This window comes from Xanthomonas sp. NCPPB 1826, from assembly GCF_056725285.1.
Genome location: NZ_CM161521.1, coordinates 4,805,343 through 4,824,559 on the forward strand (window position 1 = coordinate 4,805,343; position 19,217 = coordinate 4,824,559).

The 19,217-nt window shown below is 63.5% G+C and carries 15 protein-coding genes, 1 pseudogene and 1 riboswitch; of the genes and pseudogenes, 4 read left to right on the forward strand and 12 right to left on the reverse strand.

Going from position 1 to position 19,217, the window contains the following annotated elements; translation table 11 throughout:
- Positions 1-12: 12 nt before the first annotated feature.
- Both AC1PLA_RS20225 and fucP read right to left on the reverse strand, forming a co-directional pair.
- A complete protein-coding gene (locus tag AC1PLA_RS20225; protein WP_104575721.1) occupies positions 13-381 on the reverse strand; it encodes an L-fucose mutarotase in 369 nt (122 codons plus the stop codon).
- Positions 378-1,685 (reverse strand): L-fucose:H+ symporter permease, encoded by a 1,308-nt coding sequence (fucP, locus tag AC1PLA_RS20230; RefSeq protein ID WP_481105231.1) that lies wholly within the window; start codon positions 1,683-1,685, stop codon positions 378-380. Before fucP ends, AC1PLA_RS20225 begins: the two co-directional genes overlap by 4 nt.
- 180 nt (positions 1,686-1,865) lie before the next feature.
- Between fucP and AC1PLA_RS20235 the strand changes: the two genes are divergently transcribed.
- Positions 1,866-2,615, forward strand: a complete 750-nt coding sequence (locus AC1PLA_RS20235) for an IclR family transcriptional regulator (RefSeq protein WP_104595345.1) — start codon at positions 1,866-1,868, stop codon at positions 2,613-2,615.
- Between the two features lie 595 nt (positions 2,616-3,210).
- A riboswitch (yybP-ykoY riboswitch) is annotated at positions 3,211-3,373 on the forward strand.
- A 12-nt stretch (positions 3,374-3,385) separates the two neighbouring features.
- Entirely contained in the window at positions 3,386-3,970 is a 585-nt protein-coding gene (locus AC1PLA_RS20240) for a manganese efflux pump MntP (protein ID WP_039521230.1), read from the forward strand.
- 95 nt (positions 3,971-4,065) lie between these two features.
- Here AC1PLA_RS20240 and AC1PLA_RS20245 read toward each other — a convergent pair whose 3' ends face one another.
- The 3 genes from AC1PLA_RS20245 to AC1PLA_RS20255 all read right to left on the reverse strand — a co-directional run bounded on the left by AC1PLA_RS20245 (position 4,066) and on the right by AC1PLA_RS20255 (position 11,574).
- On the reverse strand, positions 4,066-7,515 hold the full coding sequence (locus AC1PLA_RS20245) for a hybrid sensor histidine kinase/response regulator (protein WP_104555644.1): 3,450 nt from the start codon (positions 7,513-7,515) through the stop codon (positions 4,066-4,068).
- Positions 7,516-7,774: 259 nt separating this feature from the next.
- Positions 7,775-10,189: a GH36-type glycosyl hydrolase domain-containing protein gene (locus AC1PLA_RS20250; protein WP_481105232.1), complete on the reverse strand. Its 2,415-nt coding sequence runs from the start codon at positions 10,187-10,189 to the stop codon at positions 7,775-7,777.
- A gap of 2 nt (positions 10,190-10,191) precedes the next feature.
- Positions 10,192-11,574: an MFS transporter gene (locus AC1PLA_RS20255; protein ID WP_481105233.1), complete on the reverse strand. Its 1,383-nt coding sequence runs from the start codon at positions 11,572-11,574 to the stop codon at positions 10,192-10,194.
- A gap of 158 nt (positions 11,575-11,732) precedes the next feature.
- Between AC1PLA_RS20255 and AC1PLA_RS20260 the strand changes: the two genes are divergently transcribed.
- Positions 11,733-12,317 (forward strand): gluconokinase, encoded by a 585-nt coding sequence (locus AC1PLA_RS20260; RefSeq protein ID WP_065049481.1) that lies wholly within the window; start codon positions 11,733-11,735, stop codon positions 12,315-12,317.
- A gap of 284 nt (positions 12,318-12,601) precedes the next feature.
- On the opposite strand, the gene AC1PLA_RS20265 is transcribed toward AC1PLA_RS20260, so the two are convergent.
- On the reverse strand, positions 12,602-12,832 hold the full coding sequence (locus AC1PLA_RS20265; protein ID WP_481105234.1) for a hypothetical protein: 231 nt from the start codon (positions 12,830-12,832) through the stop codon (positions 12,602-12,604).
- A gap of 52 nt (positions 12,833-12,884) precedes the next feature.
- Between AC1PLA_RS20265 and AC1PLA_RS20270 the strand changes: the two genes are divergently transcribed.
- Entirely contained in the window at positions 12,885-14,615 is a 1,731-nt protein-coding gene (locus tag AC1PLA_RS20270) for an outer membrane protein assembly factor BamB family protein (protein WP_481105235.1), read from the forward strand.
- Positions 14,616-14,705: 90 nt separating this feature from the next.
- Here the strand turns inward: AC1PLA_RS20270 and AC1PLA_RS20275 are convergent, their stop codons facing one another.
- The 6 genes and pseudogenes from AC1PLA_RS20275 to AC1PLA_RS20300 form a co-directional block, all read right to left on the reverse strand.
- Positions 14,706-14,933, reverse strand: a complete 228-nt coding sequence (locus AC1PLA_RS20275) for a hypothetical protein (RefSeq protein ID WP_016903869.1) — start codon at positions 14,931-14,933, stop codon at positions 14,706-14,708.
- A complete protein-coding gene (locus tag AC1PLA_RS20280) occupies positions 14,914-15,363 on the reverse strand; it encodes a 3-dehydroquinate dehydratase (RefSeq protein ID WP_046345097.1) in 450 nt (149 codons plus the stop codon). The genes AC1PLA_RS20275 and AC1PLA_RS20280 overlap by 20 nt, the downstream gene beginning before the upstream one ends.
- 10 nt (positions 15,364-15,373) lie before the next feature.
- Positions 15,374-15,808, reverse strand: a complete 435-nt coding sequence (locus AC1PLA_RS20285; RefSeq protein ID WP_481105236.1) for a hypothetical protein — start codon at positions 15,806-15,808, stop codon at positions 15,374-15,376.
- Between the two features lie 636 nt (positions 15,809-16,444).
- Positions 16,445-17,557: pseudogene (locus AC1PLA_RS20290) on the reverse strand (IS3 family transposase).
- A 279-nt stretch (positions 17,558-17,836) separates the two neighbouring features.
- Entirely contained in the window at positions 17,837-18,217 is a 381-nt protein-coding gene (locus AC1PLA_RS20295; protein WP_146096917.1) for a hypothetical protein, read from the reverse strand.
- 45 nt (positions 18,218-18,262) lie between these two features.
- Entirely contained in the window at positions 18,263-19,213 is a 951-nt protein-coding gene (locus tag AC1PLA_RS20300) for an RHS repeat-associated core domain-containing protein (RefSeq protein WP_481105237.1), read from the reverse strand.
- Positions 19,214-19,217 lie beyond the last annotated feature (4 nt).

The window sequence follows — 19,217 nt, forward strand, 5'->3', positions numbered from 1 at the left end:
CAGGCCAACACCCTAACCCTGCCCGGCTCCAACCGCCGCGCTCAAGGCAAAAATCTGCCCGGCCTCGCGCCACTTCTCTCCCGGCGCACTGCCAGGCAACGGCTTTTGAAACCGCCACATCAAGTCTTCCCAGGCCTGGATGCGCGGATCGGCCGCATCCCGCGCCGCCTTGGCCGCCGGATCGTAGTCATCGCCGACCTCCATCAGCATCACCAGGCGGTCGCCACTGCGAAAGATCTCCAGCTCCTGGATGCCGGCCTGCTGCAGCGAGGCCACCACTTCCGGCCAGACCTCGCTGGGCCGATGCCACCGCTCGTACTCGGCGATCAACTGCGGGTCGTCGTGCAGATCCAGCACGTAACACAGACGCCGCGTGCTCATGCGCCCGCTCCTGCAACTGCAGGCGCAGCGCGGCGCGCACGCAACGCGAACAGCAGGATCACCGCAAAGCACCCACCCGGTACCACCATCGCCCAGTGGATACCGGCCATGTCCGACACCGCGCCCATCACCGCCGTCAGCAGCGCGCCACCGATGATGGACATCACCAGCAACGACGAGCCCAGCTTGCGCGCATCGTCATGCATGCCATCCAGGCCCAACGCGAAGATGGTCGGGAACATCACCGACATGAACACGCTGGCAGCCACCAGCGCGTACAAGCCGGTCCAACCCGGCAACGCGATGGCTACGGCGCACAACACTAGATTGATCGCGGCAAAACTCGCCAGCAACCTGGCCGGCGCCAGATAGCGCAACAGCGCGGTGCCGATGAAGCGGCCGGCCATGAACAGCACCAGCGAGATGGTGAGGTAGGTGGCGGCGGTTTTTTCGGGCGTGCCCGGCACCGCATCCTGCAGATAGCGGATCAGATAACTCCAGATACCGACCTGCGCACCCACGTAGAAAAACTGCGCCACCACCGAAAACATGAAGCGCCGATTGCGCAGCAGTTCGCCGAAGCGTGCACGCTTGGGCGCCACGCCGCTATCGCTCTCCGGCGCGCCGGTGGGAAAGCGCACCAGCGCGATCAGGATCGCCCACAGCACAACCACTGCGCCGATGATCAGATAGGGCGTCTGCACGGCTGAGGATTCGGCGGCAAAGAACGCCTCGCGCGCGGCGGGCGCCATTGCCGCCAGTTCGGCCGGGGTGTGTTCCACCCCGGAGAAGATGAAGTGCTGGCCGACCAGCACGCCGGTGATCGAGCCCAAGGGGTTGAATGCCTGGGCCAGATTCAACCGCCGCGCCGCGCCTTCTGCCGGGCCGAGCACGGTCACCAGCGGATTGGCGGTGGTTTCCAGGAAGGCCAGGCCGCTGGCGATGACGAACAAGGCCAGCAGGAACAGCCAGTAGGTATGCACCTGCGCGGCCGGATAGAACAGGAACGCGCCGCACGCATACAGCAGCAGGCCCAGCACCACGGCCGCCTTGTAGCTGTAGCGGCGCATGAACATCGCCGCCGGCATCGCGAACACGAAATAGCCCAGGTAGAACGCGCTCTGGACCAGCCCTGCCTGCAGGTCGGTCAGCTCGAAGGCCTTCTTGAACTGCTTGATCAGGATGTCGTTGAGGTTGTTGGCCATGCCCCACAAAAAGAACAGGCTGACGATCAACAACAGGGGAACCATGGCGGTACGCGCCAGGTTGCCGCGCGGTGACGCGGCAATGTCACTGTGATGCATGCGACCGATCCCCTCCCAAGGCTGTGGCGCTTGCGTTGCTGTGCGGCGAGCGTACTGCGCACGCCAGCGCCATGCAAATATAAAAACTTTGTTTATATTTGCACGCAAGCGCCACTTCTCACCGCTGCCCGCGATGCCTGTACCCTGGCGCGCCGCAGCCTTGCCTGGAGCCGCAAACGGATGAGCACCGAACCCGCCAAGTACCGCGCCCCTGCCCTGGACAAGGGTCTGGACATCCTCGAGCTGCTCGCCCGCCAGGCGCAGCCGATGAGCATGGGCGCGATCTCGCAAGGCATCGGGCGCTCGCGCGGGGAGATCTTCCGCATGCTGCAGGTGCTGGAGGAGCGCGGTTATCTCACCCGCGACGGCGAGGGCGACTATGTGCTGACCAATCGGTTGTTCATGCTCGGCATGCAGCAGCCGCAGGTGCAGAGCATCAGCGAAGCGGCACTACCGGTGATGCGCCGGCTGGCCGATGCGATCTGTCAGCCCTGCCACCTGGTGGCGCCGTCCGGCGACCAGATCGTGGTGATCGCGCAGATGGACGTGCCCAGCGACCTGGGCCTGGTGGTGCGCCCGGGCCACCGCCGCCCATTGACCCATTCCAGCTCCGGGCTGGTGCTGTTCGCGTTCCAGCAGCCGGAGGTGCAGGCGCGCTGGCTGGACATGCTCGATGCCAGCGAGGTGCCGTTCGAGCGTGCGCAGTTCCTCGCCGCCGCCGCGCAGGCGCGCAACGATGGCTACGCCATGCAGCCCAGCGAAGCGGTGGTAGGCGTGGTCGACCTGACCGCACCGATCCTGCAACGCGGCAGTGCCACCTACACGCTCACCGTGCCCTTCATCGCGCGCCGCCCCGAGCTGGTCGGCCCGCATGCGGCCTTGCAGGCCCTGTGTGCGGCAACGGCAGAGATTTCCGCTGCGTTGATGTAGCCGCAGCCCACGCCGGGAGTCTGCGTCGGCGCTGGTGTTTCTGTTGCTCGCTTCCGGAGGCTGACTTCTGCGGTCCTCCCGCAGCGCGGCCGGCCCTGTCGTGGAGCGCAGCGCGCTCTTTCCGCAGCGCTGCGATGGCAGCCTGACCATCGCCGTCCACCCGAACCGCTTAGGCAGCACCTGCGGCATCGCAAGCCGTGCAAATCGAGACGCCGGGGAGATCGCAGCATCGTTGTCGATCGCGGCACTCCTGCACGACGTCTTGAAAGCCAGCACGACGCAGGCGCTGGCTCATGCACGCGCATCCAAGCATGACGTTTCCACTCGCACTGCTTGCAGCACACCCACGTCAGCAGCTTTCCCAGCGTTTTTCGCTACCTGCTTCACCGGCATGCAGACCGTTCGTCGCTATAGCCAAGGCTATCGGGCGCCACATCGCGCCGTTGCGTGGACATGCCTGTCTGGCTTTGACGCCTGAAAACAAGGCAAAAACTGCGTCACCCCTGCTCGCAATAGCCACGGCTATAAAGATCAGACCGACCTTCGCGTGCAGTGCAGGCGCACCGAACGCGGCCATGCGTTGGTACACTGCGCGCCCCTTGGGGAGTAGCCTGCTTTCGCATCGTCGGAAGCGCCTGCATCAACATACTCGGCCGTTGCGCCGTGGTGCAGGCAACCAGTTCCGGTTTGGCGAGACCAGCGGCATGCGTGCACGACGAAGGTTGGCGCGGGCGCATGTCGTTGTGACCGTGCCCAACCCGAGAATGTCGATGTCCCCTTTTTCCATTGTTTTGATCGGTTTCGCGATGTCGACCGATGCGTTTGCCGCGGCGATCGGCAAGGGCGCGGCGATGCGCAAGCCGCAGTGGCGCGATGCGCTACGCGCCGGCTTGATCTTCGGCTGCATCGAGGCGATCACCCCGGTGATCGGCTGGCTGCTGGGACGCGCGGCGTCCAGCTATGTGTCCGACTACGACCACTGGATCGCCTTCGTGCTGCTCGGTGCGCTGGGCACGCACATGATCGTGGCCGGGCTGCGAAACGATGCGGACGACGCTGAAGAAGCAACGTCTGAGACGCCGAAACGGCACGGCTTGCTGGCACTGGCCACCACCGGTTTTGCCACCAGCATCGATGCGATGGCGGTCGGCGTGAGCCTGGCGTTTCTGGACGTGCATATCGGCGTGGTAGCGGTGGTGGTGGGGTTGTGCACCTTCAGCATGGTCACCGCAGGCGTCATGCTGGGCCGCGTGCTCGGCAACCTGATCGGCAAGCGCGCCGAGATCCTCGGCGGCTTGATCCTGGTGATCGTCGGCAGCGTCATCCTCTACGAACACCTCAGCGGCGCAGCGTAAGCACCTCCCTCGTAGGAGCGTGCCTGCGCGCGACCGGGCGTTATCGATAAAGCTTCGTCGCGCGCAGGCACGCTCCTACGCTGCAATCGCATCGGTCAGCGCGTTTTCGCATCGTGATGCGCGCTCAGAAACGCGCGTAACGAGGCCGGCTTCACCGGTTTGGTCAACAGGCGATAGCCACGCGCACGCGCGAGCTGCTTGAGTTCGTCGCGGCCGTCGGCGGTGAGCAGGGCGCCGGCAATCGGCGCGGTGGCGACGGCCTGCAGCGCATCCAGCGTGTCCAGGCCATCGAGCCGGTCGTGCAGGTGGTAATCCACCAGCATCAGGTCCGGTTGTTCGCGCGCGCGTTCCAGCGCCTGGTCCACGGTGCTGGCGGTAATCACCTCCACCTGCCAGCGACCGAGCAGCGCACGCATGCCGTCGAGGATCTCGCGGTCGTTGTCCACGCACAGCACGCGCAGGCCTGCCAGCGAATCGCCGCTGGGCAGCGCGCGCGCAACGGCCACCGGCAGCACCGGCGGCAGCGGGACCGCCGCCACGCGCGGCAGCAGGATCGAGAACATGCTGCCACGGCCGACCTGGCTGCGTGCGCTCAGGTCGTGGTCGAGCAGGCGCGAGATGCGCTGGCAGATCGACAGGCCCAGCCCCAGGCCCTGCTCGCCCCAGTCGAACGGCTGCTGATAGCGGCGGAATTCTTCGAAGATCTGCCGCATGTGGTGCTCGGGAATGCCCGGGCCGGTATCCCATACCTGCAGCTCCACGTGCGCGCCGCGTCCGCGCATGCCCAGCACGATGCGGCCCTGGCGCGTGTAGCGCAGCGCATTGGCGAGGAAGTTCTGCATCACCCGGCGCAGCAGGCGGCGGTCGCTGCGCACCCACAACGGGCGACTGTGCACCTGCAGCTGCAGGCCGCGGCTGGAAGCCACCGGCGCGTATTGCGCGGCCAGTTCGTGCATCAGCGCGCTGGCATCGAAATCCTCGACCGTGGGCCGCAGGCCGCCGGCATCCAGCCGCGAGACGTCGAGCAGGCCATCGAGCAACTCCTCGGCCGCACGCAGCGAGGCATCCACGCGCTCGGCCAGATGGCGTTGTTCCTCGTTGTTCTGATGGCTCTCGCGCAGGGCCGAGGCGAACAGCCGCGCGGCATTGAGCGGCTGCAACACGTCGTGGCTGATCGCGGCCAGAAAGCGCGTCTTGGATTGCTGCGCCAGCTCGGCCTCGCGCGAGCGGTCGGCCACGCGCTGCTCCAGGTTCTCGTTGGCGTCCAGCAAAGCGCGTTCGGCACGCTTGTAGTCGGTGATGTCGTTGTAGCTGGTGACATAACCGCCGCCGGGCAGCGCCTGGCCGCGCATCTCGATCACCTTGCCGTCGCTGCGGGTGCGCTCGAACACATGCGGCGAGCCGGCGCGCATGTGGCGAATGCGACGATCGATCTGATCTTCGATATCGCCCTCGCCCAGCTCGCCGCGCTCGGCGTTGTAGCGGATCAGATCGGCCACCGGGCGGCCGACATACAGCATGCCGTCCGGGTAGCCGAACAGCTGCTGATAGCGGCGATTCCACGCAGTCAGGCGCATCTCCGGGTCGACCACGCTGACCGCGGCGCTGATGTTTTCCAGCGTGGTGGACAGGATCTCGCGATTGAAGCGCAGCTCCTGGCCGGCCTCGTCCAGCACCGCCACCACCTCGCCCAGGTCCATGCCCGAGCCGCGCAACAGGCTGGTCAGCACCAGGCGTGCGGAGGCCGCGCCGATCGAGGCGGCCAGCAGGCGTTCGGTGAACTGCACCCAGGCGCGGTCGGCCACCACGGTGGGTTGCAGCTCGCGCTCCAGCAGCACCGCCTGGTCGACGAAGGCGCGGTGCGCATGCCGCTCGCCCACCACGCGCTCGGCCAGGGCCTGCAGGTCGGCCACACGCACATGCCCGGGCCAGTCGCCGGCCACCGCCGGCCGCTGTGCGTACGGGTCCAGGAAGGGCGCGGCGCGCAGGCGTTCGTCCACCCCGGGGCGCCAGCGTGCGGAGACCAGCATCATCGCGCCGACATTGATCAGCAGCGACCAGAACGTGCCATGCGCCAGCGGGTCCCAGCCGCGCATGCCGAACAGCTGCTGCGGCTGCAACCAGGCGATGCCGAACGGCCCGTCCACCAGCCACTCCGGCTGCAGCCAGCCGGCGCGCGTGGCGGCCGGCAGCAGCAGCGTGTAGATCCAGGTCATGAAGCCCAGCACCATGCCGGTCTCCACGCCCTTGCGGCTGGCCCCGCGCCAGTACAACCCGCCGATCACGCCGGGGGCGAACTGCGCCACTGCCGCAAAGGCCATCAGGCCGTAGGCCGCCAAGGTGGTGTCGTTGGCCACGCTGCGGTGGTAGCCGTAGGCGATCAGCGCCAGCAACAGGATGGCGACGCGACGGATCCACAACACCCGCGAGGCCACCGCCGCGCGCGCATCGGCGCTGCCGCGGCGGCGCAGCAGCACCGGCATCACCAGGTCATTGCTGACCATGGTGGCCAACGCGATGCTGGCCACGATCACCATGCCGGTGGCGGCCGAGAACCCGCCCACATAGGCCACCAATGCCAGCACGGTGTTGCCCTGGCTCAGCGGCAGCGCCAGCACCACCGCGTCGTCGACCACCGTGCTGCCCTTGCCGAACAAGGCCACGCCGGCCGATGCGATCGGCACCACCATCGCCGAGATGATCACCAGGTACGCACCGAACAACCAGCGCGCGCGACGGATGTCGCCGACGTCGCTGCATTCCACCACCGCCACATGGAACTGGCGCGGCAGGCAGATCACCGCCAGAAAGCTCAGCAAGGTCTGCGAAATGAAACCCACCGACGGGGTGTGCTCGAACAAGGTGCGCGCCGAGTCGGCGATGGGCACCTGGTGGTCGCTCAGCCACACCCAGGCGAACAGGCCCACCGCGACGATGGCGATCAGCTTGATCACCGACTCCAGCGCGATCGCCAGCATCATGCCGCGGTGGTGTTCGGTGGCATCGACCTGGCGGGTGCCGAACAAGGTCGCGAACAAGGCCATCAACAGCGCCACGTACAGCGCCGGATCGGCAAGGATGCCGCGCCCGGCACTGCTATGCCCGGTCAGCACCTCAAGGCTCATCGCCACCGCCTTGTACTGCAGCGCCAGGTACGGAACGATGCCGACCAGCGCGATCACCGCCACCAGCGCCGCCAGCCGCCGCGAGCGGCCATAGCGCGAAGAGATGAAATCGGCGATGGAGACGGTGTTTTCGGCGCGTGCGATCAGCGCCAGCCGCTCGATGATGCGCCAGCCAAACAGCAGCAACAGCAGCGGGCCCAGGTAGATCGGCAGATAGCCGATGCCGTTGCGCACCGCCGACCCGACCGCGCCGTAGAAGGTCCACGACGAGCAGTACACCGCCAGCGCCAGGCTGTAGACCGCCGGCCGCAGCCACGGCCGCTCCGGGTACAGCGGACGACGGTCGCCCCACCAAGCCACGCCGAACAACAGCACGGCATAGCCGACGGAGACCAGCAGCAGGATCCAGCTTGATACCAAGGGGCGTTCCTAGGCCGATGCGAACGGGGAGTTTACGCAGTGGGGAATCGGGAGTGGGGAACAGCACGCCTGGCCGCACATGCGTAGGAGCGCGCTCGCGCGCGACAGGGCACCGGCGGGAAAGCCTCATCGCCCGTAGGAGCGCGCTTGCGCGCGGCAGCACACCGGCGGGAAGGCCTCATCGCGCGCAAGCGCGCTCCTACACCAGCTTGGCAGTTATCGCAGTTGCCCCAATCAGGCGCCGCACCTGGCGGGCCGCTCAGCCCGGTAGCCGCACCTGCACCTGGTACGTGCGTCCGGCGACAATGCCGTGCACGCGCTGGTCCGGGCAGGCGGTGCCATCCACCTCAACGTCGACGTGCGTACGCCCCGGTTCACGCGTCAGCGTCACCTCGAACTGCGCGCCGCGGAACTGGCGCGTCACCCGGGCCTGCGGCCAGTGCGACGGCAGCTGCGGGCGGATCGCCAATGCATCGCCTTCGCCGACCAGGCCGAACAGCCCTTCCAGCACGCAGCGATACACCCAGGCCACCGTGCCGGTGTTGAACAGCTGGCTGGAACGCCCGGCCGTGCGGGGATACTGGTGCCAGGCGCCGCGATAGTAGTTGGGCAGCGACACCGGCAGGTGGCCGCGCTGCAGCACGTCCTCGCGGGTGGGGCCGGGCAGCAGCGCGCGCAGGATCTCCCAGGCGCGGTCGGCTTCGCCGATCTGGTACAGGCTGTACAGGTAGAACGCCGCCGCGTGGTTGTAGACCGCGCCGTTTTCCGCGGCGCCCGGCCACTTCTGCGTCAACCGGCCCACGTCATCGCGCATGTGCGTGTAGGCCGGGGCCAGCATCACCGGCCCGTACGGCGTATGCAGCTGCTCGCGCACCGCCTCCAGCAAGGCCGCGCGCTGCGCGCTGTCGGCGGTGCCGGCCAGCAGCGCAAAGCTCTGCGGATTGAGATAGATGCGTCCCTCCACATCCTCGGCGATGCCGAAGCGCACGCCATCGTCGGTGATGCCGCGCGCATACCAGTTGCCGTCCCACAGCTCGCGGTTGGCATCGGCGTTGATCGCCTGCACGGCCTGCGCAAACGTTTCCGCCTGCGCGCTTCGCCCATGCGCTGCGCAGATGCCCGACCACAGCCGCAGCGCATACGCGGTGGCCACGGTGAGCCAGCCGGACACGCCCTTGCCGCGCCAGCCGACCATGTTCATCGGGTCGCACCAATCGCCCTGCGCGATGAAACTCAAGCCACGTGCATCGCGTGCATCCAGCAGCCACTGCATCGCCGCATCCAGTCGCTCGGCCACACTGAGCGCCTGTCCATCGTGCGTGCGGACCACCGCATCGAGCACGCTGGCATCGCCGGTTTCGGCCAGATAGGCGCTCAGGAAGATCGGCAACCACACGCAGTGATCGGTATGCGGCACCTGGTTGATGTATTTCAGCTCGGCGCCTTCCACCAGCAGGATGCCATCTGGCATCGCACCGCTGGGCTCCTGCTGCGAGAGCGCGTGCAACAACGCCGCACGTGCGGTGGCCGGCTGCAGGTAGGCCATGCCCATGTGGTCCTGCAGATAGTTGCGCGTCTGCGGATCGGTGGTCAGGCGATTGACGTCGCCGTGATAGAACACCTGCCGCGGCAACCAATGGTTGACCAGGTTGTCCAGGGCCGGATCGGGCGTGGCGATCTGCGCGCAACCCTGCCCGCCCTGCAGATACTGCGTGTAATCGCGCGCGGCGGCGGCAAAGCCGGCTTCGGATAGATAACGCGTACGCAGCGCGGCGATCTCCGCATCGTCCTTGGCCGGCCCGAACGCGAAGCGGTACACGTTTGCCGCATCGGCATCCAGCGTCAGCCGATACTGCAACGCGGCGGCCGGGTTCTCGTAGTGCGCATCGCTATTGCCCAGCTGCTCGGCCTGGATGGCCGAGGGTGCATGCAGGCCGCCCTCGCCTTCGAAGGCCATCTGCTGCGCATCCCAGGCCACCGGCGGCTGCTCATGCAACAGGAAGGTGCAGTCCTTGAAATCGCGCTGACGGAAATAGTCGTCCACCTTCTGGTACGGCGCCACGCTACGGCAGACGATGCCGCCCAGCGCCGGCTCGTAAGCGCCGCCCTGATGCATCCACGACATGTAGCCGATCGGGAAATACGGATACAGGCTGAGCCGGCGCGTACGCCCGGACTGGTTATGCACGCGGCATTCCCACAGCTCCACTGCATCGTCCGTGGGCAACGCCACGCACAGGTCCACCACGATGCCGTCGTGGCGCACCCGCCAGCGCACATCGTGCTTGCCCGCGGAAAACGCGAACTGCTCCGGCGTTGCGCGCACCGGTTCGTGCGGCACCGAATACAACGCGCCGTTGTCTTCGTCCTTGAGATAGAAGAAGCGCCCGGGATGATGCGCGTAGTACGGCTGCTCGGGCATCATGAAGTTGCGCGCTTCCAGCAGCGGCGCATGCGCGTACTTGGCCGGCTCCGGCTGCATGAACTGCCCGGTGGCGTAACCACGGCAGGTCAGCTGCAGCATCATGCGGCGGTTCCACAGGAATCCGCCCGCGTTCGGCATCGCGGTGGGGCTGTAGAGCGCATAGCGCGTGCCGTCGGCGCTGGGCGCCAGCAACGCGGAAAGATCGTCGTCGGACGTGGACCTGGAATCGGCGTGGGAGAGTGCAGACACGGTCAGCGGTGCTCCTGTTCGTCGCGCTTGCGCGCGGCCAGTTCGTGTTGGATGCGGCGCAACAGGCCATCATCGAGCGGATAGAAACGCATGGTCCAGGCTGCCAGCAGCGCCACCGCGCCCGGGATCACCGTCAGCAGCAGCACGATGCCGGTCAACGACCCCGCCGACTGCGCGCTGTTGGCCACATAGCCCATGCCCGCCAGCACCCAGGCGATACCGGCCGAGGCCAGCGCGCCACCGAGCTTTTGCGAGAAGGTCGCGGCGGCGAAGGTCATCGCGGTGGCGCGCCGGCCGGTGCGCCATTCGGTGTAGTCGGCGCTGTCGGCATACATCGAAAATGCCAGCGGCGACTTCGGCCCCAATGCCAGCCCGATCAGCATGTTCAGCGCGAAGATCGCCCACACCGCATCGGCAGGAATGAAAAACATCAGGCAACTCAACACGCCCACCACCGCCATCAGCGCGGTCATCAACTGGCGCTTGTCCCAATGCCGTGTCAGCAACGGCGTGATCGCCGCGCCCACTGCCAGCGACGCCGAATAGCCACCCAGAAACAGCCCGGTCAGGTCCGGCCGCTGCACGTAGTACTTGAGGTAATACACGCCCGCACCACCGCGCATGACAATGGTGATCATGATGATCAGCGACAGTACGAACAGCACGCACCACGGCTTGTTCTGCAGCAGGTCGGCGATATCCCGGCGGATCGGCGTGCGCTGTTGCGGCGGTGGCTGCACGCGCTCGCGCGTGGTCAATGCGACGGTGACGAACAGTGCAACGGCCACTGCGCCGTACAGCATCATCGTGCGCTGCCAGCCCAGCGCATCGTTGCCGGCACCGAACCACGCCACCAGATCCAGCGTGCAGTAATTCACCAACGTGGTGCTGGCGAACGCGGCGATGAAGCGCAGGCTGATCAAGCTGGTGCGCTGGCTGCTGTCGGCGGTGATCACGCCGGACAATGCCGAGTACGGAATGCTCACCACCGTGTAGGCCAGCATCATCACCAGGAAGCTGATTGTGGCCCACCACATGCGCCCGTTCTGATCCAGCGCAGGCGTGGTGTAGGCGAGCACGCCGGTCACCGCCATCGGCACGGCGCCCCACAACAAATACGGGCGGAATTTACCCCAGCGGCTGCGTGTGCGATCGGCCAGTGCACCCATCGCCGGATCGGCGATCGCATCGGCGATCTTGGTCAACAGGATCATCGTGCCCACCGCTGCTGCCGGCAGATGCATGGTGTCGGTGTAGAAGATCAACAGGAATGCGGAGATGTTGGCCCAGTACAGATTCAGGCCCAGATCGCCGGCACCGTAGCCCAGCTTTTCGCGCCAGCGCAGGCGCGCCGATGCAGGAGACGTTGCAGGCGATGACGTCATCGGCAGACCTTGGAGTGCGTTGAACCCGGCCGAGCGCGCCGTTACGCTGGGCGGCCCGCTCACCTGGCGAGGAGCGCCGACGCTACACCACGCATCGACTGCCGCCAATGTGAAATCCGGCAAAATGCCGAATCGATCCGGAGATATAACCTGACGTGATGGACACCGCCGCCCCCGCTACACCCGCGTCCGCTTCGCCCCTGGCCATCGTGGTGATGGGCGTTTCCGGCAGCGGCAAGACCACCATCGCGCAGGCCCTGGCAGCGCATTACGGCTACCGTTTTCTGGATGCCGACGACTACCACAGCGTGGCCGCACGCGCGCAGATGGCCGCCGGCCAGCCACTCACCGATGCGATGCGTCTGCCGTGGGTTGAGTTGCTGGCGGCCACCTTGCGCGACTGCGTACAGGCCGGCGAGTCGGTGGTGCTCGCGTTCTCGGGCTTGCGCGGCACGCACCGTCAATTGCTGCGCCGCAGCGGCATTCCGATCCGCTTCGTGTTCCTGCACGCGGCCCCGCACGTGATCGCCGCACGCCTGAGCGCACGCGCCGGCCACTTCATGCCGGCCAGCCTGCTCGATAGCCAGTTGCAGACCCTGGAATTGCCGTTGGACGAAGCCGATGTGGTGTCGGTGGATGTGGACGCCACGGTGGCGGAGGTGGTGCAGGATGCGATCGCGCAGTTGGCGCTGATCGCTCCCGCTGCAGTGCACACCGCCGTGCCCTCGCCGCAAAGCGCATAACGCGCCGGATAGCGCAGCAACATGGCTGTTTCCGTCTCCCTCCGGGAGAAGGTGCCCCGAAGGGGCGGATGAGGGGACGTGCGAAGCCTCGTGCATTTTGACGACACACAAGCTTCGCCCCGTACCCTCACCCCAATCCCGCTCCGCGCCCCGGCCCGCGTTTGCGACGCGGGCGCTCCAAGGCACGCGCGCCAGTGGCGCGCAAACCGTGTCATCTCGCCCCGCGGGAAGAAGGGCTTTTCAACACAGTGGCCAGCCTCACAAGGTGGCGCAAAATTTCCTGGTTACTTTTTGCAGACCATTGATTTGCGTGCAAATACGCATGCATCGCGGCCAATCATTTTTTCTATCGCAGCGGCCGCCGATCGTGATGAATCATCAGCATTTGTGCGAATAGCGAACACGTTGAACGCAATTTTTTCGAGCTGGTGGCACCAGATGCGAGCGGACCCGACCGTTGAATGAATGCGGGAAGGTGCGTGTGTTGCACGCTCGCCACAATCGGCCATCTTCACTCGGCAGATCCGGGGGGATCCAGCGCTTCCTTCCATCTATGGACATGCCGTGATGACAAATTCAACTCGCCGCTTGCGATTTCGCAGTTTGACGCTCATTCCCTGCCTGCTTGCCAGCGCAGTGGCTTTCGCCCAGGCCGGCCCCGCAACCGCACAACAGTCGGTGTCGTCGCTGGATACCCAGGCTTTTGCACGCTCCGGCCAGATCTGGCGCAGCTTCGGCAATCAGCTGCCGTTCGCCAGCCCCACCAGCTGGACCACCGCCGGCGGCGGCTACTTGAACCAGCGCTTTGCGCCGGGCGAGTGGAAGATCAACCGCACCACCGTCAAAGGCCTCAAGCCGGCCTGGACCCTGACCACCACCGGCGACATCTCGGCCACGCCGAGCGTGGAAGGTGGAACGTTGTACGTGCCCGATTGGGGCGGCACGCTGTATAGCGTCGACACCCAGACCGGCAAGCCGAACTGGCAGGCCAAGTTGTCCGACTACACCGGCAATGCCAACTCGGTGACGCGCAACACGCCGGCCATCAGCGCCAACAGCATCATCGTCGGCGACCAGGCCGCCGGCACCGTGCTGGCGATCGACAAGAAGACCGGCAAGCTGCTGTGGAAGACCGCCGCCGAAGCCAACCCGCAGGCGCGCATCACCTCCTCGCCGGTGATCTACGGCAACCGCGTTTACGTGCCCGTGTCCTCCGGCGACTGGGGCAACCTGGACCCGACCCACACCTTCAGCTTCCGCGGCAGCGTGGTGGCGCTGGATCTGAACACCGGAAAGAAGGTGTGGCAGTTCTACAACGTGCCCGAGGGCTATACCGGTGCATCGGTGTGGGGCCAGGTGGCGATCGATCCGATCAGCCGCCGCCTGTATTTCGGCACCGGCAACAACTACAACATTCCCGCCAGCGTGGGTAACTGCGTGTCCAACGCACGCTCCTACCGCGGCAGCGAACTCACCGTGCAGGATGAACTGGCGTGCATGGCACCGGACAACTACGTCGACTCGGTGATCTCGCTGAATCTGGACACCGGCAAGCTGGTCTGGGCCGACCGTGCACAAGGCTACGACGCCTGGAACCTGTCGTGCATCGTGGCACCTACCAATGGCCTGTGCCCGAACACCCAGGCAACCAACCTGACCGGGCCTGATTACGACTTCGGCGGTGCCGGCGTGCAGCTGTTCACCGTGTGGCGCGATGGCAAGGCCCAGCAGCTGGTCGGCGCAGGGCAGAAGAGCGGCATCTACTGGGCCTTCGACGCCAAGACCGGTGCCAAGGTGTGGTCGACTCAGGTCGGCCCCGGCGGCACCACTGGCGGCGTCGAGTGGGGCACTGCGTTCGATCCGTACAAGTCGCAGGTCTATGTGGCCATCAACAACAGCACCAACGCCACCTATACGCTGGGGCCTGCGAATACCCAGAGCCACAACGGCGGCTCGTGGGCAGCGCTGGACGCCGCCACCGGCAGGATCAAGTGGCAGGTCAAGGTGCCCGGCATCAACCGCGTGAATCCGAATGTGCCGGCCGGTGGCCAGGGCTCGCTGACGGTGTCGCCGAACCTGCTCTACGCCGGTTCGATGGCCGGCAACATGGTCGCCCTGGATACCGACACCGGCGCCACGCTGTGGAACCACGACGCCACCGGCTCGGTGATCAGCTCGCCGGCCATCGTGGACGGTGCGCTGTACTGGGGCGCCGGCTACGGCCGCTTCAACTTCGGCACTGCCGCAACGGCCAACCAGCTGACCAAGTTCGTGCCGGAGGCCAGCCCGGCCAAGTAAGCGTCAACCCCTGTGATCTGCGTCGAGCGACGCACAAGCACGGCAGAACGACGGCGCCACCTTCGGGTGGCGTCGTTGTGTATCACGCCGCTACAGCCGCGTGACCTGGCACAAGCGGATCTGCCCCGCTTCCAGCCCATGCGCCTCCGCCGCACGGCGGCGCAACGCGGTGACCAGCCCGGCGGCATCCAGCACGCCATCGGCAGGCACGTCCACGCTGTGGGCCAGTTGCCCCCACAGCACCGGCCGACCGTCGCAATAACCCTCGTAGTCGGCGAAGTAATGCAGCTGGCGCAGCTCAGGTACCGACGTGGACATCGCCCTGGATCTCCGTGCAGCCCAGATGTTCAAGCGCGATTTCCAGCCCGAGCAGATAGCTCTGCGCGCAGTAACCGCGCACCGTCGCAATGCGTTGCCCGAACCCCTCCGGCAGGCAACGCTCCGGACGGTCCACGCTATCGTCGTGAGCCTCCACGAACGGATACGGCAACGCGCTGAGCACACGGTGCAGGCGCGCACTGTCCACGCAGCTACCCGGATCGATCAACGCGATTTCCATCCGCGCCTGCCCGGCCACACGCAAGGCGTCCAGCAGCTCCTGCTCCGACCCGCAGGCACGCAAGGCCACCGTCTTGCCCGCGTCGCCGGCGCATTGCACGAGCTGCCGAATGACGGCCCGCGGCAATGGCTGCGGTCCACGCACCAGCGGCATCGCCGCCTCCGGCCCACGCACGATCATGATCGACATGGTGGCTTCCTCAGGCAGCGGCGCGCAAGGGCGCGCACAGCGACGGCAGACAACGCGCGGCAATGCCCAGCGACATCTCATAGGCGCGCGGCGCATCGTGCGGCGTAATCACCACCGCCAACGGCGCGTGCTGCGGATGCAGCCATGGCTCCAGCTCCTGATCGGCATCGGTATGCAGTTCGATGTACGGCGTGGGTAGCGCATCCAATGCTGCGCGCAAGGCTTTCGCATGCACCTGCGCACGCTCGGAGGCCGACAAATCGCCCGAATCTAGCAACACCAGCTCCACCTCGGCATCGCCACCGGCGGCCTGCAAGCCGGCGATCAAGCCACCGACATCGGCACACGCCAGCGTGCGCAACGCACGTCCCGCACACTCGGGCAGCTGCATCGGCGCCACCTGCGCCGGATCGGCCTGCGGACCTTGCAAAATCAGGATACACATCGTGTTCGACTCAACGCACCACAGTGCGGGAGTGCCAAGGTAGGCCTGCCGGGCATAAAGGGGCTATTTGCGGATTAGTGGTCGGGCATAAAGAATGCGTAGTAATTTCCACGCGCAGTACCAAACACAACTGGAACCTGTTCTCACACTGTGGCAACCTAGACATGGGGCGTGTAGGTTCGAGTTAGGGGAACAGGGGCGATAAGAAAAAATTATTCCAGTCACCGGATCTGTAAGTACAGGACCGGCAGTGCATTGAACAACGCAGCTTGAATTAATTCATTCACCTTACTTCGGTATTTTTATGATCCGTAGACTAGTTTTTCTAACTTTGATGTTGGCAAGCTCCCAATGCTTCGCGGCCTACTCACTCGGGGGACAGAAGATAAAGAACATAGCCACTGGATGGGGAGGAGAAGCCATATATATAGTCACTGAAGGCCCGCTACCTGCGGGAACAGGCTGCGGCGGTGGAAATCGTTTCATGATTACACCCAACGCATTGATGTACAAAGAGATTCTTTCCATGGCACTAACATCTCTGCAAAGCAAGAACACGGTAGAAATTTACGTGGACGGTTGCAACGGAACTTCAATGCAAATTAAGGCATTCACTGTAGCTGAATGAGTGAAGACTTAAACACCAGGTGCGGACTCCCATAAATAGTGCCAGCTTGAATTTAGAGGTCTGCGGATATATGGATCACGGAACTCGGCGGGCGTTAGCCCGCCCAAGCTGTCGTGCGGGATCTGTTGGTTGTAGTCGGCCAGCTAATGCCAGGTCTGATCGCGGACTTCGCTCATGGTGCGGAAAAAATGTGCATTTCTAGTACGCCGCCTCGGTAGGTGTCGTTGGAACGTTCGATGAAGCAGTTCTGCATCGAACACCTCGGCCCGATCAAATTCAATGCAATGCTTTTGCGCTCCGCCCACTCGACCAAGTCAGCGCGGAAAATTAAGGTCTTTCGTCCAGACGAAGCCTGTTCAGATTACCGGGCCAGGCCGCGATGCGTTCCGATGTTCGGATGACGCAGCCGGCAGATTCAAGTCCATTTCGATCGCCAAGGCTTCCCGACTGAAATCGTCGATGACATTGAACATGCGGAACCGTCGACCGTCCCATAGCGCATCGGACATGAAATCGATCGACCATCCAGTATTGGTTCGATCACCGCATACCAGCGGCTGTGATTGACGCATCGGTATCCGGCGCCTGCTGCGATGACAATGATTGAGCTTCATCAGGCAGCGCACATGCCAAACACTCCGGTTGTTCCACACATGTCCGCGACAACGGATGGTCTGAAACAGCTCTCCAAAACCACGCCCAGGAAGGCGCTCGGCCAACTCGGACAACAGCGCAATGGCTTCTTGGTCGCGATCGGGACGACACCGATAGCGCGCTGTCGAGTGAGCCACGCCTGAGCCACGCCAACCACTGAACAGTCCCGGCGCTCGCTCCAGCCATGCTGCTCGACGAGCCAGGCAAGAAGCGGGCGCTTGTGCGCCGGGTCTACAGCTTTTTTACGATGACATCCTTGAGTGCATGGTTTCCATCGCGAGCTCTGCATACATGCGTTTGAGCTTGCTGTGCTCGGTCTCCAGGTCGCGAAGGCGCTGCACATCAGCTGCCTCCATGCCGCTGTACTTGGACCTCTATAATTAGTACGTCACCTCGGAAATGCCCAGTTCAACGCACACATCCTTGATCTGGCGGCCGCCCTTAACCTCCTTCAGCGTGGCGACAATCTGGCTCTTGGTGAACTTGTCTCTTGCGCATCGTTGATCTGCTCGGTTTCTGGCGTGCCCGGAGACCTATAAGTCTCGCTGGATCAATTTTACTAGAGGCTGAAAGCTCCACCCGCTGCAGCCTCACGCAGGAAGCCAATGATCTGTTTCTCGGTGAAGCCCCTCTTCACGCCTAATATCCCCAGGCTAGGATTTGGAATCCAAGCCGGGACCACTCAAAAATAAATGGACGTCGCACGCAACTCGAGACTTTAGGAACTTAATAAAACTTGACTGTCTTTAAATATGGATTGCAACTGCGTGAACCGCTTCTTGCGTATACAGACCTATCAGCATCCCAGCTGTACCACCTACTGCCATCATAAATCCAGAAATAATGTGTTTTGCCATGAACCCCGGATACTTTTTAATGAGAATTTTCTTTAGATCGGAAAGACTTTGACTCTCGCCCGGGCACAAAATCAAGCTAGGATCCTTTAATATCTGGAGGCGTCGATGAAAATCCTTATTGAGATCCCAATCTTGACCTTCCAATATCGCCATTGAGCGAACCCTCCTACCCAGCACGGATAGCCTTACCATATTAATTGCCATAAAGACCCCCCCTGGGATAACGCCAAAGAAAAACCCCCACCCTGGTGTAAGATTTTCAAATATCACCACACTCTCCAAATGAAAATAATCAATGAATAAATTGCGATAAGACTACTTACCAGGTCGCTCAGGCTGCGGGCTTCCCACTGTAACACTCGGCACCCTAGAAGGCATATCTACGGGTCCAGTGATCGGAACTGGAGCACCCACTGTGACGGTAGGGGTTCTAAAAGGGGATCTTCCTATAAGAGTTACCCCAAAGCCCCGCGTTATTGATGCGTGCACTTCAGCAGGAAGCAAGCCTAATTTTGGGCCAACCGAGAGTGTTTGCGTTTTTTTACAACCTGAACAAACAGTGCTGTCATAACCGACAGATAGTTCAAGCACTTCTCCAATGTTCAAAGCGCCCCCCACTGATGCTTCCAAACCTGTACCTGCCATTTCTTCCGCTGAATTTGCTTCTGAATAACTAAAAACATAGTTAGCTCCAACATCGATGTTAGTGCCCGCCTGCCCACCGGCCTGTATTAAGCGACCTAAACGCCAAGTGCTAGGATCGCCTGAAGGAAAGCTAAATGTCCATTGATCGGAATATGTTACACCTCCGATCGCAATAGCGCTGCCGCTTCGACCAATAGCCACCGTTGCACGCCCATCTGGATCAATATAAGCGTAAGGACTATTATTTCCGTACCAGTATCTATTGAAATTAAATCCTGTCCCGACGTCGGTGGAGACTGGATCGACAGATATAAATCTACCTATTGCAGGATCATAATAGCGTTGCTGCATGTAATAAAGCCCAGTACTGCTATCAGCAACATGACCCGTGTAACTGGGGCCATCAACAACAGCGCCTAGCAATGATCCATACGGCTCATATTCTCGTCGCTCAACAACACTCTTATTCTGATCTGTAACGAGCACAATCGAGCCCAGTCCGTCGGTATGTATGTAGCGTATCGTCTGTGCTTGAACTTCGGCCACCGAATAGATAGTGAATAGCCAGATTAAGAAAGTATTTTTTAATACATAAACCCGATAGATATGTCGGTTATTCATACGG